Raw genomic sequence first — 17483 nt, forward strand, 5'->3', positions numbered from 1 at the left:
CAGTTACGGCGGCCGTGGCGGAGCGTACGGAAATGCCTCTAGCGCAGAAGAGTTTGGCAGTTACACGGCGCCGGTGGATTACGGTCTCGGTGCGGACACTTTGCGGGGTGGCGGTGCCGTTCGGTTAACGGCCGATGAGCTGGTCCTTGACGGGAGCATCCAAGCTGACGGCTCTACTAATGGTAGCCACGGAGGTGGCGGAAGTGGGGGCTCAATCTGGCTTCGTATTGGCACGTTATCCGGCGCTGGTGAGATCCGCGCGAATGGGGGTAACGCACGATCGGGCTACAGCGGCAGCGGCGGTGGCGGAGGCCGCGTTGCGATTCAGTATCTTGATCGAAGCGGCTTTGATTCTACTAAGGTAACAGCGAACGGTGGCTTGGGAGGCGGTAGTTCGAGCTCAAACCCTGGCGCTGAAGGTAGTCTCTACTGGGGACAATCCCAGCTACCGACAAAAGTCATCGCGTCATCACCGGCTGCGGGCGACACGATCCGGTCCGAAGTCAGTGCCATCCAGATAGCGTTCCTAACAGCCATCGATCCTTCGAGTTTTTCACCACCGGATGTTCAGCTCGTCGGGCCGGCGGGCACCATTGCAGTCGACGGGATTCAGTCGTCCGATAACCGAATCTTTACCATCGCTCTGGCTGCACCCATTTCCCAAGAGGGAGCATATACCCTGACAGTAGGGCCTTCGGTGAAAGGCTCAACCGGCTTGCCGATGGATCAGAATGAAAATGGGGTTGGCGGAGAAAGCCTCGCCGATCAGTTTACGGTCGGCTTCCGGGTAGCCGTTGCTGATGTGATCGTAAAAGACGATCTCCTGATTTCCGAAGACGACCCCAGCTTTGAAGGCAAATTCATCGTTGTCGAATCAGGTACCGTCACTGTAGACGGGAGCTACGACTTTAAAGGTCTTCAGTTGAACTCGGGTGCCACGCTTACAGGAACCCGACCTGACGCTCCCTCGCACGCACCTATGCTTTGGACATTTGACTCTTTGGTGATTGAGGAGGGCGCTGTTCTTGATGTTTCAGGGCTCGGGCTGCCCCCCAGTGAGTTGGTTGGCCTTGAATCCGGTGGGTCCCACGGTGGTCTCGGAGCAAGCCCCACTGGCGGCAACGTGAACCCGGTTTTTGGCGACAGATTCGAGCCTGTCGAATATGGCGTCGGCGGCCGTGGAACCAACGATGATCTGATTTCTTACGGTGGCGGTGCGCTGAAGTTGGAGGCCCAGGAACTGGTGGTTAAGGGCACCATTCAGGCAAATGGCGGTTTCGCGAGGTTTGGCCGAAGTGGCGCGAGCGGCGGGTCACTGTGGATAGAAACAGACGCCCTCTCGGGCCAAGGGATGATCGTCGCAGATGGCAGTACGGGCGACATTGCCGGCGCCAATGGCGGCGGTGGCCGCATTTCGCTGACCTACCGACATATTGACGGTTTTGACCCTGGTCGCCAGTTACGTGCAAGAGGTGATGGGGCAGCGGGCGCGGGTTCGGTATACGTTCACCGCAGCCACTACACAACTCGGGTGAGAAATATTCATCTGAGCACAATTCATCCGGACCCGAGCGGCACGCTGACCATCGAATTCAGTGAACCCGTAGACATGTCGTCTTTTCAGGCGTCTGACGTGTATCTGTATCGCGATGGCGGTGTGATCGTTCCCGTTACCGATATTGTCCAGGTCAGTGATCATGTATACGAAATCAGGACTCAGGACGAACTGGCAAACGGTCAGTATCACCTGACCGTGGCCCCGAATATTGCGTCAACGAGCGGGTTTGGTATGGATCAGGATCAGGATGATCTGATCGGAGAGCCCGAAGACGACGCGTTTGTGTTTGATTTTGAGATATTCGCGGCGGACAAAGTCGTCAACCAAGATCTTACGATAGCTGCAAACGATCCGGATTTTACTGGCAAGCGAATCCTCGTGGACGGCGGAACCCTCAGGCTGCAAGGTACCTATAATCTTGAGAGTCTGAGAGTGTCCCACGGTGGCGAAGTGGTTGCTGCCGATGGTGGCAAAGATTCACCGACGCCGCTCAGCCTCATTCTGAGTAACGAACTGGTCGTGGATAAGGGTGCACGGATAGCGGCGAGCGGACTCGGATACGGACCCAGTGACAGCCAGCCGGATTTTGTCGGAGGCAGTCATGGCGGCGCCGGTGGTCCTTACAGCGGTGTCTTAGCTGGCGCAACTTATGGTGATCTCCTGCGCCCCCAAACGGCCGGGCGAGGTGGCAAATACTCCAGCGAAGCCAGATGGAGCCGCGGTGGCGGGGCGTTGCGGATTGCCGCCGCCAACATGCATATCAACGGCCGAATTGAGTCGAACGGTAGTCAGGGTAGTCACAGCTATTCGCCAGGTGGCGCTGGTGGCTCGGTCTGGCTGACCTCGACAAATCTGGTCATTGGCGACTCCGCACAGGTTACCGCGAATGGCGGTGACAGCACGTCTCGTGGCTCGGGCGGTGGCGGGCGAGTCGCCCTGTATTTTTCAACGTACCAAGGGCAGTCCCTGGCAACTGCCCTGAAAGCGCGAAGCGGCTCCGGTCCGGCTACCTCTGAGGGCAGTGCAGGCACGGTATTCTGGCAGGATGAGACGTCCGGGCACAGCGTTTTGCAGCTCGACAACGGCGGTGACCGGTCAGGTGCCTGGCTGGAGTTGACCCAGCTCCCAGAAGGTCTGGACGAACTCTATCTGATTGGCGGGCGAATGAAGCTGTCGGTTGCGTCCGTGCCGGATGTGTTGGTTGTGGACAACGCCGAGGTAGAGCTGACCGTTCCTCAAATTCCGTCGTTGGTCGTTCGAAACAGCAGCGCCATGGTTCTTGCCGCGGATCAGGTGACGGATCTCCGCGTGGAAGGAAGCTCAGTCAGCCAGGCATCGGCCATGGAAGTCAGTGAGCTTCGCCTGAGCGATAACAGCACCTGGCAGCAAGCCGGGTATGACCTGGCGGTGACCGGGCTGTATGACTTCCAGCAAAGCGACTTTGTTCAGGACGGGGTCTGGAGTCGGCCGGAAGGCAACGACTCGCTGACGGTCTCAGGCTATGAACTCACATTGTTCGGGGCGCATACGTTTGATCGACTGGAGATTGGCAACGGTGGTGCGATCACTACCCTTGGCTATAACGAGCAGATACCCGCGTCTGGCACTCTCCAGCTCACGGTAAACGAGCTGATTGTCGGCGAAGGCTCCCGGCTTTCTGCTACTGAGTCGGGTTACGGTCCGGTGGACGGGCAGCCAACTTATGTTGGTGGTAGTCACGGCGGCCTTGGCGGCGCCTACGGGAGTTCTGAACCGCTTCCGACCTATGGCGATGAGCGATCTCCGGTAACGCTGGGGCAGGGTGGCCGGTACTCGAGTGAGGTGTATTGGTCGAAAGGCGGCGGTGCGCTGAACATCCAGGCGGGCTCGGCGACAATTGCCGGCAACATTGAAGCAAACGGTGGGCGAGGCCAATCCGTGAACTCGCCGGGCGGAGCCGGTGGCTCCGTCTGGCTGCGCGCTCAAAGTCTGACTATCGGTGAATCTGGGCAGATCACGGCAAACGGTGGTTACAGCTCGAATCGTCCCAGTGGCGGCGGCGGACGTATTGCCGTTTATTATGAAAGCCTCTCTGGAAAAGCACTTGAGTCTGCGCTCAGTGCCCGGGATGGAAGCGGTTCAAGCATATACTCGGGTAGCGCCGGCACTGTCTTTTGGGAAGACACCGTTTCGGGCAACAGCGTGCTGTTGCTCGACAACGGCGGTGACCGGTCAGGTGCCTGGCTGGAGTTGACCCAGCTCCCAGAAGGTCTGGACGAACTCTATCTGATTGGCGGGCGAATGAAGCTGTCGGTTGCGTCCGTGCCGGATGTGTTGGTTGTGGACAACGCCGAGGTAGAGCTGACCGTTCCTCAAATTCCGTCGTTGGTCGTTCGAAACAGCAGCGCCATGGTTCTTGCCGCGGATCAGGTGACGGATCTCCGCGTGGAAGGAAGCTCAGTCAGCCAGGTATCGGCCATGGAAGTCAGTGAGCTTCGCCTGAGCGATAACAGCACTTGGCAGCAAGCCGGGTATGACCTGGCGGTGACCGGGCTGTATGACTTCCAGCAAAGCGACTTTGTTCAGGACGGGGTCTGGAGTCGGCCGGAAGGCAACGACTCGCTGACGGTCTCAGGCTATGAACTCACATTGTTCGGGGCGCATACGTTTGATCGACTGGAGATTGGCAACGGTGGTGCGATCACCACCCTTGGCTATAACGAGCAGATACCCGCGTCTGGCACTCTCCAGCTCACGGTAAACGAGCTGATTGTCGGCGAAGGCTCCCGGCTTTCTGCTACTGAGTCGGGTTACGGTCCGGTGGACGGGCAGCCAACTTATGCTGGTGGTAGCCACGGCGGCCTTGGCGGCGCCTACGGGAGTTCTGAACCGCTTCCGACCTATGGCGATGAGCGGTCTCCGGTAACGCTGGGGCAGGGTGGCCGGTACTCGAGTGAGGTGTATTGGTCGAAAGGCGGCGGTGCGCTGAACATCCAGGCCGGCTCGGCGACGATTGACGGCACCGTTGAGGCAAACGGCGGACGCGGTTCAAACGCGTATTCGCCGGGTGGCGCGGGGGGCTCGGTCTGGCTCCATGCTCAAAGCCTGAATGTTGGCGCAGGTGCTCAGATTTCTGCAAACGGAGGATACAGCCGTTACGCAGGAACCGGCGGTGGAGGACGAGTCGCGATTTTCTACGCCACCGCGCTCTCGGATTCGTTTGACTTGATGGTCAATGCCGCTGCGGGAACGGGCAGTTCACGCCGGGGCGAAGCGGGTAGCGTTGTCATCGAGCAACAGCAAACCCCGACAGCCGTTCGGAATGTGTCACTGAACACAATCAACAACCTCCAGGTCAGTAGCTTCGACGTCTGGTTCACCAACGCCATCGCGGCAGACTCTCTTTCCATAGAAGACATCACTCTCCAGGGTTCCAGCGGTGCTGTCGTCATCGCAAACGTCTCGGCCATTGACGCCGTTCAGTTCCATATTGAGCTGACCGCTCCACTGGCAGACGGAAACTATGCGCTGACGGTCGGGCCGAACGTCCAATCGCTTGACGGTTTCGGCATGGATCAAAATGGTAACGGCGTTGTTGATGAACCAGACGATGCTTTCAGTTTTAGCTTCGTCGTTGACACCTCTGCGCCAGAGCCGGTCATGCTGACATCACATCTGGCGGGCGGCGCGTACGACCTCGCTGAACGTCGGGTGTCTTTCTCAGGGGCCCGCACGGACACCGCTGCCATCTGGATCAATGGTAAGAGCTACGTGCCATCAGGTACCGGGCCATGGCAAGTGGACGATTTCCAGCTATCAGAAGGTGACAATACGGTTGTTTTCATCGCGATTGACGAAGCCGGCAACCACTCTGAGGTAAACACAGTCACCTTCAACGTTGACAGCATTGCCCCGGTAAAGACAGGGCAGTTCCCTACCTCCTATATCAACGCACCTCCGGGGCAAATTCGAGTAACGGGCAACGATGAAGGCAGCGGCTTGGCTCTGGAGGGGTCTCAGCTGTCAGTGCAGCGAGACGGCGTAAACATCGCGGGCACTGTAACCCTCAATGGCAACGACCTGGTTTTCTCCCCCGCAGGTTCTTTGCTCGAGGGGCACTACAATGTTCTTGGCCGCCTTGCCGACCAGCGCGGAAATGTCAGTGGGACTTACACCCAATCATTCACACTGGACGTGACCAAGCCGCTTCCGCCGGCGCTGGGCGAATACCCAGAAACAACCAGCCAGAGCAGCGTCCTCCTTGACGGCGGGAAGGAAGTTGGTGCCTCGTTGTTGCTTAACGGCGAAACAATTTCGAGCAACGAGGCCAGCGCCTCCTGGACGTTTGCCGCTGAGCTGCACTCGGGTGAGAACGTTCTCACGTTTACTCAAAGAGATCACGCAGGCAACGTGAGCGACCCTGCAGTCGCAACGATTAACTTTGATGACAGTGCCCCGGGGCCGGTCATCCCCCTCATCAATGCGGACGGTGACGGTAAAACCATTCGGCTCAACTGGTCTGCCTACGACGAAGTGGCCAATGGCAACGACATCCGCCACTACCGGGTGTATGTACAAGCACTGCCATTCAATGCCATCTCAGGTATCGCGCCCTATGCGTATCTGCCTGCTGGCCAGCAAAGCCTGACCGTGACAGAGCTCCAGCGGAATACCCCGGTTTACGTCGCCATAGTGGCTGAAGATAAAACCGGGCTGATGCTGGTAACAGTGCCGAGCGTTGAGGTGACGCCCGTTGACACCCAGCCACCGGAGGACCCGGCCAGCCTGTCCGTAACACCCTCTTCAACCTCTCTCCGTCTGGCATGGACGCCATCGACGAACACCGACGATGATCTGGCCGGCTACCGGGTCACGGTGGACAAAGGCAGCGACGGCGTTGAGCAATTCGACGTGAAAGAAGAGTCAGCGGAGGTGGTGGGTAACACCATTGTGTATACCGTGGACGCGCTGAGCCCGGCATCAACCTATCCGCTCACTGTGCAAGCCTATGATCAGGATGCGAACGTGTCCTCGGGTGTCAGTAATCCGGGCGTCACATTGCTTGCGAACCCGAGCAACCTTTCCTCAGAGGCATTCAGCGGCAAAGTTACGTTGAACTGGAGCCCAAGTAAGCCGGCTGCACTTGTTGCCGGATACAACGTTTACGTCAGTAACGCGATGTTCACAACAATCACCGGTATGCAGCCGAGGATCAGGGCAGATAAGGCCGCGGCGGCCGCAAGTGTTGCGGGACTTGAAAATGGCACCACCTACTACATGGCAGTGACGGCAGTGAACCTGTCAGGCGGTGAGGAACCGCAGGTTATTGCTATCCCAGTAGAGCCGGTTGAAGACGAGGACGGGCCAGAGATCACCCGCATCACGTACGTCGACGGTACCGGCGAAACGGACGTGACCGATGGCATGGCTATTCGGCACAACGGTCAGATTCGCGTGTATGCGAAAGACCCTTCTGGCCTTGCCCGGTTGGAATTGAAAACCAACGGTCAGACGCTGGGTAATGACTACAGCGCGAGTCCTGCCTTCGAAGTGCCCTGGAACCTGATTGGTATGGATGACGGGAGTTACCTGTTAACGGGTCATGTCTATGACACGCTGGATAACAGTACACCGTTCTCGGTGACGTTGGATGTCAATCTTGATCCGCCAGGCTCGCCCACTATCGCCTCGCCGGCATCAGGAACAACAACCAACCAGCCGGAGATTGAAGTCACCGGCCAGTCCGGCGTAAGCACAGTGGCGCGTCTCTCAGTAAATGGTGTGCCGCAAGCCGGTACCGTAACGGCAAGCGCGCTAGGTCGCTTCAAGGCGACCGTTCCGTTGACGGAAGGGGACAACCAGATTGTTGTCGACTCACGGTATGTCAACCGAACGGAATTCGGTGCGCCGAGTTCACCGATCACCGTAACGTTGGATCTCACCGCACCCGACGCGCCGGCTGGTCTGTCTGCAACCAGTAAACCTCTGGGGCAAATTGCTTTGAACTGGTCCGCAGTGGAAAACGCTGCGGGCTATTACGTTTTTCGTGCCCAGGCCCCGTTCGTTGATACCTCAGACGCATTGCGGCTGACCGGACAGCCCTTAGCTGCGACGTCGTATCAGGATCTTCCTGAAAACGATGGTACCTACTACTACCGGGTTGTTGCCGTAAATGACCTTGGCACGCCCAGCCCCGCATCCCCCCAAGCGTCCGCCGTGGCCGACAGTGAGGCCCCCTATGCAAAAGCGATTTACCTGACGCCCAAGGGGAGTCAGGACCCGACCACAGGACGAACCGGGCCAGGGCAGGTAGACGTTGAGATCGTCTTTAACGAACCCCTGAAAACAGAGCCTTACCTCGCTTATACCGTTAGCGGTGGGCTGCCGATGGTGGCAGAGCTTACTCGGGATTACAGTGATGAAACCCGATATCGTGGCAGCTTTTTGATAAAGGAAAGTTCCGTGTCGGGCACAGCCCTGGCGGTTCTTTCTGCACATGACAAAGTTGGTAATCGCGGAACAGAAGTAGAAGTCGGCGATACATTCCTGGTTGATACGAAGGGCCCGGAGGTTGCGAAGCTCCAGATTAATCCGGGCTCGCCGATCAAGAATGACCCGGACGAATCGGGCCAAGGGCGCGAAGTCGAGGTCATCATGACATTGGCCGACGACGTAAAACCCGGTGAACTGCCGGTTCTCATTCCCTTCATCGGCGACTCCGAGCGCAATGATGTCGTTCCTGGCCTTGAGGCGGGTATCGGCTTGTCGCTTGACGGTTCCTCGGTGCCGGGAATGCCTGTTTATGCCGGTCGTTTCCGGCTGCCCCTGTCTGCAGGGCAGGACGATACCGGCCAACCTACCTCTGAGCAGCTTGGCTTCCAGTATTCTGCCGCAGACGATCTCGGCAACGAGGTCAGGCAAATCGCCGGCGACCCGCGTTTTCAAGTCTACCAAGGCGACTTGCCTCCGGCAGAAGCGCCCTCAGGCCTTGTAGCTCGCGCGTTACCCGGCGGGAGAGTGGAACTTCGCTGGAACCCGGTCGATGACGCATCGGGATACGTCGTCTACCGGCAGGCGCCAGCAGAGGCCGAACTCAAAGAGCTCAAGAGCCTGACGCTACCCGAGACACCGAAATATGTGGATGGTGACAGCACCGCCCTGGCGGATGGTCATTATCAGTACGCGATCGCCAGCGTGCGCACCCAGAATGGCCAGACGGCAGAGAGCGGCCTCAGTAACGTGGTGTCTGTAAACGCCGACGGTACACCTCCGGATTCACCGCAAAACCTGTCTCTGGAACTTGGTGGTAGTGGTGTCATTGCACGCTGGCAACCACCAGCCTCTGAAGCACAGGACGGCCTTCTGCGGTACAACCTGTATCGAATCGATCTGGCGGAGGGAGCGAGTCTTACAACCGTCGAAGGTTACACGCCCATTCAGAACGCCATTCCGGACATCATAGCGCTGGACAGTCGTCCTTCCGCGACGGATCACCTTTACGTTGTCACGGCTGTTGATCCTGCGGGCAATGAGTCTGCTCCGTCAGCGTCCCAGTACCTGAACGTCGAGCTGCTTCCCGTGAGTGATCTGCACATCAGTCTTGCGGAAGATGGCCGGCCGGCACTCACCTGGGATCACGCCAAGGCATCATCGGTAGGTTTCGATGTGTTCGACATCACCTCCGGCCAACCCCGACAGCTGAACGCCGAACGATTGACCAGCGCAAGCTATGAAGACCTGGATTACAACGCCGGCAATGTGGCGAGCGGTGCACCCGCTGACAGGCTTTACCGGGTGGTGGCGGTGGATAGCAACGACGTGGCCAGCGTAGGTCACGACCTCCTGTTGCCAGCACTGAGCGTATCACTTGTCGATGATGGGACCGACGCCCAACTGAACCGAGGCATCATGAACCGAGTGATGTTCCGGGTTGCCAATTCGGGCCAGTCGACCGTCGTTCAGGCTCGCCTAAAGGTGAGCATTATGGACGACGGCGATGTTCGCGAACACGTCTCCGAGCGCTTTACCGTGGCGCCCGGCGGATACACGGACGTGCCCGTGGTCATTGGCGGCTACGACTCACTGCCTTCGCTCACGTCGATGGATGTCCAGATTGTTCTGGCGCCAAAGCCTGGTCAGCAGGTGGTCATAGCGCAGCAACAGGATATTCAGGTTGGGCAGTCCGGCCTTGTTGCATCGATCGAGACGGACGCCTTTGTCCGCGGGGGAACCGGCAACGCCCGGATCCTGCTTGAAAACCCGTCGGATGTGGAAACTGAAATTCTGACGGCGACGGGAAAGGGGCAGGACAGTTCAACCGAGGTCCGGCTGGTGCTCAAGGACCTGGATGGCAATGTCCTGAGCAGTCAGCCCGTTCAGCAGGTTACGGGTGACGTCGTCTCGCTGGGCAACGGCGAAACCGTCGCCCGCATTCCCCCGCACGGCACCTATCGCTCGCAGCCCTTCAGTGTCCCGGTCCCATCAACCGCACCGGATGATGTCCGGGTTCATCTCGAGATCGATCGTTTCCGGTACCAAAGCGGTCGAGATACGTTCGTTGCGATTGACGGCACGCAAGCCAGTGCGCCGGTGAACCTTGAGGAAACGCCGTACTATGGCGAAATCACGTCAATTAGCCCGGAAACCGGCTTTACTGGCGACCCCATCATCATCCGCGGGCGGGCGATTGATCGGCAGGCCAATTCCCCGCTGGCCAACGTCCCGTTGACGCTGGTGCTTTCCTCTCGTGGCTTTGAACGCACGTTCCCGGTCTTCAGTGGCGTTGATGGCAGTGTGGAATACCGGTTTACGCCGGGTGCTGCGGAGTCCGGAACGTATCGCGTATCCCTTCTGCACCCAAATATGGTAGAGCGGCCGGAGCAGGGTAGCTTTACCATTGAGGGCGCGGGTGTATCGCCTACCAGGGCCAGGCTCACCATTCCCCGGAACTACGGTTACGAGCTGAATATCAAAGTGTCGGCGGGTTACGCGACAGAGCTGAAGAACGTCCGTCTGGTTTACGCCGCGCCGGCAGATGCGCAGGGCCAACCGTTGCCCTCTCCTGAGGGGCTCACGTTTGACTTGGGCGCACCGACTAATGTGGCTGCCAATAAAACGGCGTATCTGAACCTGACACTGACAGGAGACGCCAGTGCCGCAGACCACGGTACGCTTCGCTTTGATGTGTGTGCAGACAACCGGGACGCGCCGCTGGACACGGTGTCCGTGGAGTATTTCCTGACGGAGGCCCGGCCGGTGCTGCTGCCGCAACCGTCGCTGATCAATACCGGCGTCGGGCTGGACCAATCCCAGCAGGAGAGTGTCCAGCTCGAGAATACCGGCCTTGAAGCTGCAAAAGACCTCAGGTTGACGCTTGTGGACGAGCAGGGGCAGCCTGCGCCCAGCTGGTTCACGCTGATGACCCCCGCGGCTTTGGGCGATCTTGATGTTGGGGCGACGGCCGATATCCAGGTCGCCGTGTCGCCGGACAGCGCTGTTTCGCCCGGCGACTATTACTTCAACGTTCAGGTCGATGGCGGTAACACCACGCCCCTGAAAATCCCGGTGTTGGTTGCCGTAACGAACTCGGGCACCGGAAGTGTGTTTATCCACAGCACCGATATCTACACGGCAACGCTGGATGAGAACATGCAGCCGATTCCCGGCCTCGGCAACGTCAAGGTTAAGCTGCAGAACACGGATGTCCTTTCCGAAGTGTTCAACCTGACCACCGATGCCAATGGTTACGGCGAACTCAGCGATATTCCGGCGGGCCAGTACAGCTATCGGGCGTCCGCGTTCGATCACGAGCCAGTATCCGGCACCCTCTGGGTGAAGCCTGGCGTTACCACCAATCAGCAGCTGTTCCTGATGAACAACCTGATTAATGTGGAGTTCTCTGTCACCGAGATCACGCTGGAAGACCGCTACGACGTCGTCCTGAATGCCACCTACGAAACCAACGTACCTGCGCCTGTCGTGCTGTTCGAACCGATGTCGGTCAACCTGCCGATGCTGGAAAAAGGTGAGGTCTATCAGGGCGAGTTCACGATCACCAACTATGGCCTGATTGAAGCGTTTGATGTGGCCGCAAACCTGCCAACCGGAGACGACTATGCCCGGTTTGACTACCTGACCGACATTCCCGACGTCATCAAGCCCGGCCAGGTCGTTCGTGTGCCTTACCGGATTGTTGCGCTCCAGGATTTCATGCCATCGGCCGAAGGTGAGGCGACGGGTGGCGGATGCGTCCGGCGCAATTACCGGGCCATATGCACGTACTCCGCCGAGTGTGCCGTCGGCAGCATCATCGATAACGCGGCCACCATGGTCTGGAACGCCATTGCTGGTTCGTCCTGCGGTGCCGGCGCTGGCTCCGTTGGCGGGAGCTTCTTTGGCGGCGGCTATTTCGGTAGCGGCGGTGGCGGTGGCACCAACTATTCTCCGGCGCCTCCCACGGCAATTGGCACCGCGGAGTCTTTCTGCCCGGGTGAGGACGGCAGCGATGAGAGTTGCGGCGGCCAGAGCGGTACAGAAGGTGGGGGTTAACGTGGAGACCTTCAGCCGCTGGCTCAAAGCACCGACGCGAATGAAACGTTTGGCTCCCGAGAGTGAGACGCCCAAAAAGGACAGAAAGAACAAGGACCACACAATGTTACTCGCCAGACCGGTTTTACGGGCGCTTCTCCTTTTATCGCTGATGGCTGTCTCGATGGCGGCATCCTCAACGCCGGGTGTCGTCCTGCTTGAGCAGCAGCCTTATCACACGGGCAAGTTTGTGCTCAGAGAGCTGGATCTGTGGGTTCAGGCCAAAGGCCTGCCGGTCCGCGTAACGCGTACCTACACGTCCGGCAAGGGGTGGCAATGGAACCGGCGATGGGAGAGCCTCCAACTCAAAAAGAATCAGACATTCTTGTCATCAGCCGGTGGTCAATCCGGCGGCACTGTTCAGTCCGGCACGGGAGACGCGCCTCCGCCCGCGCATTATGAACAGTGGGATTACCTCAAACGCGGTGATATCAAGTTTGAGCGAGTGCCCGACCAGCCGCGTTTCGGTTTTTTTGGCAGCCACATAGAGCCAACCCCTGAGGGGTTCACCTGGAAGGACCGCGAGGGTAACTGGATTCGTTACGACCAGAGCGGCCTCACCCTGAGTTATGGCGATTCCGAGGGGAATGAATACCGCCTAATCCGGGATGCAAAGGCTCGAATCAGTGCGGTTAAGGACAAGTACGAGCGGACACTGCTGACACTAACCTACGCCGGTTCTGATGCAACACAACCGGAAGCCGTTGTCGATTACTCCGGCCGTTCCGTGCACTACCACTACGATTCTGACGGACGCCTGAGCGGCGTGACGGATGTTCTGGGTAATCGCTGGGTCTATGAGTACGACGATCAGGAGCTGGTTCGCCGAATCGATCCAGAGAATCGTGCAACGACTTATAACTGGGAAGACGGGCGTGTTGACGAGATTGTAAAAGCCGATGGCTCCAGCATTGCCTATGCCTTTGATTACGACAAAAGCGGAGGCGGAGCCGGGTACTACCGGTTCACCATCAAGGGAGACGATGGCACCGTCTCCGAGCAGAAAATCTGGAACGCGGACGCCAAGCGTCTGATGATAAGGGCCAGCTACCCTGCCGCGGCGAACATCGAGAGCATAGCCAGCTTTACCTCTACGAGTGCGGACGAGAAAGAAGTGTTCTCTCACACCGTCAATGGTGAGCAGGTCACTAAAGTTGTCTACAACTGGAAAGACAAAATTCGTAAGACAACGGACCAACTGGGCCAGGTAACCGCCGTCGAGGAAGATCAGTGGGGCAATCCCCTTAAGACAACGTATCCGGACGGCTCCGTTGAAACCCAGACCTACGACGATCAGTACAACTACCCGACTAGCGTTACCAATAAGGCAGGCACGGAGTTTCGATACGCATACGACGCCGCCGGGCGCCTTACTAAAGTGTCTGAGGCCGTCAACACTCCCGCCGCACGGACTGTCAGCTTCAGCCATACCGAGTTTTCCACCATCGCCACGTTCAGTGGGCCCGGGGGAAACAGCTTCAGCCAATCGTCTTATTTTGACGACCGAGGCAATCTCGAACGCTGGATGGATGGTGAAGGCTACGAGACGACCTACGCCTACGACGTCATGGGCAACCTCACCTCACTCACAACGCCCAGGGGCACCACCTACACCTACACCTATGACGCGGCGGGCAACCTGCTGACAGAAACTGACCCGCTGGGCCGGACCATCAGCTACGCCTACGACAAAGTCGGCAACCTCGTTACTGAAACGGCCCCCAATCTGAGCAAAACCAAGTATGGCTACGATGCGCTGAACCAGTGGAACGAAGTCACCAACCAGCTCGGACAGAAAGCCAAGCGCACCTACGACGTGCAGTCCCGCACCATGAGCGCGATGTCCGCAGACACCACCCGGGTTACCGAGCGTTATAACGCGTACGGTCAACCGCTGGAGGTCTCGGATGCGCTGGGCAATGACATCCATTACACCTATGAAAACTTTCTGTTGAAGGAAGTCCAGTTCCCGACCTTCAAAAAGGTCTACGAGTACAACAATCAGCAGCTGGTCAGCTCCATTGCCACCCAGTTTGATGGCCAAAGCACGACACAGCAGTTCGAGTACGACGTTCTCGGCCAGTTGGTCAGAACCTTGAACGACGACAACCACGCGGCCCAGTACGAGTACGACGAACTGGGGCGCGTTACCCGGGTCGTCGATGCAGATATGGGCGTCACACGCCTGTACTGGGACCATCGCAACAACCTGGTTCGCGTTATTGACCCGGAAGATCGCGAGGTAAGGCTCGAATACGACACCAACGGTTACCTGACCGCTGAGGTCTTCCGGTCAGAGGGCAGCGACCGCCGCCGCGAATACCGCTATGACGGCAATGGCAACCTGACCCGGGTGATTTCTCCGGGCGGCGAGACGCTCGTTTACACATACGACAGCGCCGATCAAATGATCCGGCTGGATGTTTATGCGGGCCAGTCTGATGCAACCCCTGCCAAGACGGTCGACTACACCTACAATGATCTGGGGCTGCTCGCCTCCTACAACGACGGCCAGACAAGCGCTGCCTATACCTATACCGAGCTTGGCCAGCTCGACACGGTGACCACCGATTACGGGCCGTTCAGTAAATCCTTCCGCTACCAGTACAACGAAGACGGCGTGCTGAGCGCATACACCACCCCGGAAGGTGACACTTACCAGTACGGCTACAACGAGGCGGGGCGACCAAGCTCTGTGGTTATCCCTGGCATCGGCACCATTGGTATCAGTGATTACCAGTGGACCCAGCCCCGAACCATCACGCTGCCCGGCGGCTCACGCATTGAGCGAACCTTTAATGGCGTGATGCATATGACGGGAAACCGCCTGCTGGACCCCGCCCAGAACGCCGTCATGCAGGTGCTGTACGGGTACGACAACGTTGGCAACGTCGTGTCCCAATCCACTGAGCACGGTGATTACCAGTACGGTTATGACCAGCTATACCGGCTGATTAGCGCGGATTATCCCGATAAGCGCGAAGAATCCTTCAGTTATGATGGCGTCGGCAATCGAACTCAGCATTTTGAAGTCGCCGACAGCGGTACTTCCGAAGCGTTGAGCCTGGACTACAACGACGGTAACCAACTGGTTCGCCGCGGTGACACCTATTTTCACTACGATGCCAACGGAAACCTGTTGAGCAAGGGGCCCAATGCGGATGGCACCAACGCCGACCGGCGGTATGTCTACGATGCCGAGCAGCGACTTGCCCGGGTAGAGGACAGTAACGGTACCGTGATTGCCCGATACGGCTACAACCCGCTTGGGCATCGCCTCTGGAAAGAAGTGAACGGCGTTATCACTTACTTCCTGTACACCTCCAGCGGTCTGACGGCGGAATACGACGCCAGCGGCAACCTGCTCAAGGAGTATCAGTACCTGCCCAGCAGCCCCTGGATGACCAACCCGCTGATCATGCGCCAGGGCGGCGAAACCTTCTACTACCAGGTGGATCACTTCGGCCGTCCACTCACGCTGATTCGTGACAGCGGTGAGGTGGTGTGGGAAGGCCGCTACGAGGCGTTTGGTGCCGCCAGTGTGGTGGTCTCCAAAGTCGAAAACAATTTACGCCTAGCCGGCCAGTATTTCGATGCCGAAACGGGACTGCACCACAACTTCATGCGGGACTATGACCCCGCCCTGGGGCGTTACATTCAGGCGGACCCGGTAGGCTTCGCCGGCGGAGTGAATCGCTATGCCTATGCCCGGCTAAGTCCCTTGATGGCGATCGATCCTTATGGGATGGCTTGGTATGAATACATCGATTGGGTGTTCGATCTGATCGCGCCGAAAGATGAATATGGCATGCCCATCCCGATTCCGCAGGATATTGTTGATGGCGTAACGGGTTTTGGTGACGGGATGTCAGGTGGGTTCTCGAGGTGGACTCGAGAGCAGTTGGGTATTGGTGGTGGAGTTAACTACTGCTCTAGTGCCTACCGTTTCTCAAATCTGACTGGTCAATTTGCCACCCCTGGCGGCGGTTCGCTGCTGGCATTGAAGTCGCTGAAGCGAGTGACCGCGCTCGCGAAGGGACGAAAGTCGGCGGCCGCGACACGAAAATCGCTCGGAAACCCCTGCAAATGCTTCGTGGCGGGCACTCTGGTACAGACGGAATCCGGCCTGGTCCCGATCGAAAACATTCAGGTTGGCGACCGGGTGTGGGCAAAACAGGATGTGACCGGGGAGGTCAAACTGAAGCCGGTTCTGGCGCTTTACCAATCGGAGGCCAAACCGGTTGTAAAAGTGACGCTCAAAGACCGGGACGGAAACCTTGAGGAAATTGGAGCAACACCAGAGCATCCCTTCTGGCTGAGCGGGAAATCCTGGACGCGCTCCGAGAAGTTGAACCCCGGCGATCTTGTGACCTCACGAGGTGGTGAGACGTTGGCGGTGGTTTCAGTTGAGCATCAAGAGACGATGCAGCCAACGTTCAACTTTGAGGTGGCGGATTTCCATAGTTACTTCGTTGGGGTGGATGAGGTTTGGGTCCATAATGTTTGTAAGTTACCACCTAACTCGCGAGCAAAATCAAGAGCTAAACGTAAGGCAGCTCGAGAAGCTCAGCGGCAATTCGGAACGCCTACGTCAAGGCCAGGAAAAAATCATCAAAACTGGGAGCCCGGTAGCCCGAGGCATCAAACCAAGGAAGGGGCAGATGGAGCGCTCGATGGAATCGTTGACGGTAGTGGCGATAGGGTGGAGGGACATGGGCCCCATATGGAAGTTGGCAAGCTAAAATCACGTGAACCATTTACTAAACGAAATCAACCGAGATTAAGGTCTGGAAAAAGCAAGGTGGATTTTTGAAATGGCAAACAAAGAAATTTGTGTTAGGTCTTTAAGGAAAGAATTTTTGATATTCGAGCGCAAAAGAAAGTCGAGTCATCAAGCATTGCGTGAAGGGTTGGTGCAGATATGTGGGAGTCATGGTTTCCATTTTATTGACATGCCCACTATGCAAGCACTCAATGCACGAATCATCGAGTATGGTGTTGGTGGAGAAGCCCATTATAACTATAAAAAAATATGTGAGTTCGAGCTAGCGTTCGAAGGTAATGAAAGAGGTGTCGATATTGCTCGTTATCTTGAAGAAAAACGTTTTGGTTTTTTGTATGTTGTGCCATTTTCTTGGGTATATTTTGGTGGCTTTTTGATTGATGGGGGCATGTTTTTTTCCAATTTATATGAAATTTCGGGTTTTTTTGATGATGACTTCACTGTTTATGATGTGGGTTTTAATAACTCAGCATCATTTAGCTGTGTTACGCGGGAAAGTGGCCTGTTGGTGTTTGAAGTTAAATGTAGGGGTGCGGTTTTTGATTTTTTAAGGCGTTTTCAGTGAGGTATATAGCA

Annotated in this window: 3 protein-coding genes and 1 pseudogene; all 4 read left to right on the top strand. The window is 57.5% G+C overall.

What is annotated here, in order from left to right; genetic code table 11:
• Positions 1 to 73: 73 nt before the first annotated feature.
• A pseudogene (locus V3388_RS16380) lies at positions 74 to 715 on the top strand (Ig-like domain-containing protein); the annotation flags it as partial.
• Between the two features lie 6 nt (positions 716 to 721).
• The gene (locus tag V3388_RS02900) at positions 722 to 12085 is read left to right on the top strand and encodes a fibronectin type III domain-containing protein (RefSeq protein ID WP_336366013.1); all 11364 of its coding nucleotides are present in this window, start codon (positions 722 to 724) and stop codon (positions 12083 to 12085) included.
• Complete coding sequence (locus V3388_RS02905; protein WP_336366014.1) at positions 12042 to 16937, top strand: polymorphic toxin-type HINT domain-containing protein; 4896 nt, start codon at positions 12042 to 12044, stop codon at positions 16935 to 16937. Before V3388_RS02900 ends, V3388_RS02905 begins: the two co-directional genes overlap by 44 nt.
• Before the next feature lies 1 nt (position 16938).
• Positions 16939 to 17472: a hypothetical protein gene (locus tag V3388_RS02910; protein WP_336366015.1), complete on the top strand. Its 534-nt coding sequence runs from the start codon at positions 16939 to 16941 to the stop codon at positions 17470 to 17472.
• The last annotated feature ends 11 nt before the right edge of the window (positions 17473 to 17483 follow it).

The organism is Marinobacter sp. C2H3 (genome assembly GCF_037080155.1).
Taxonomy (GTDB): Bacteria; Pseudomonadota; Gammaproteobacteria; order Pseudomonadales; family Oleiphilaceae; genus Marinobacter.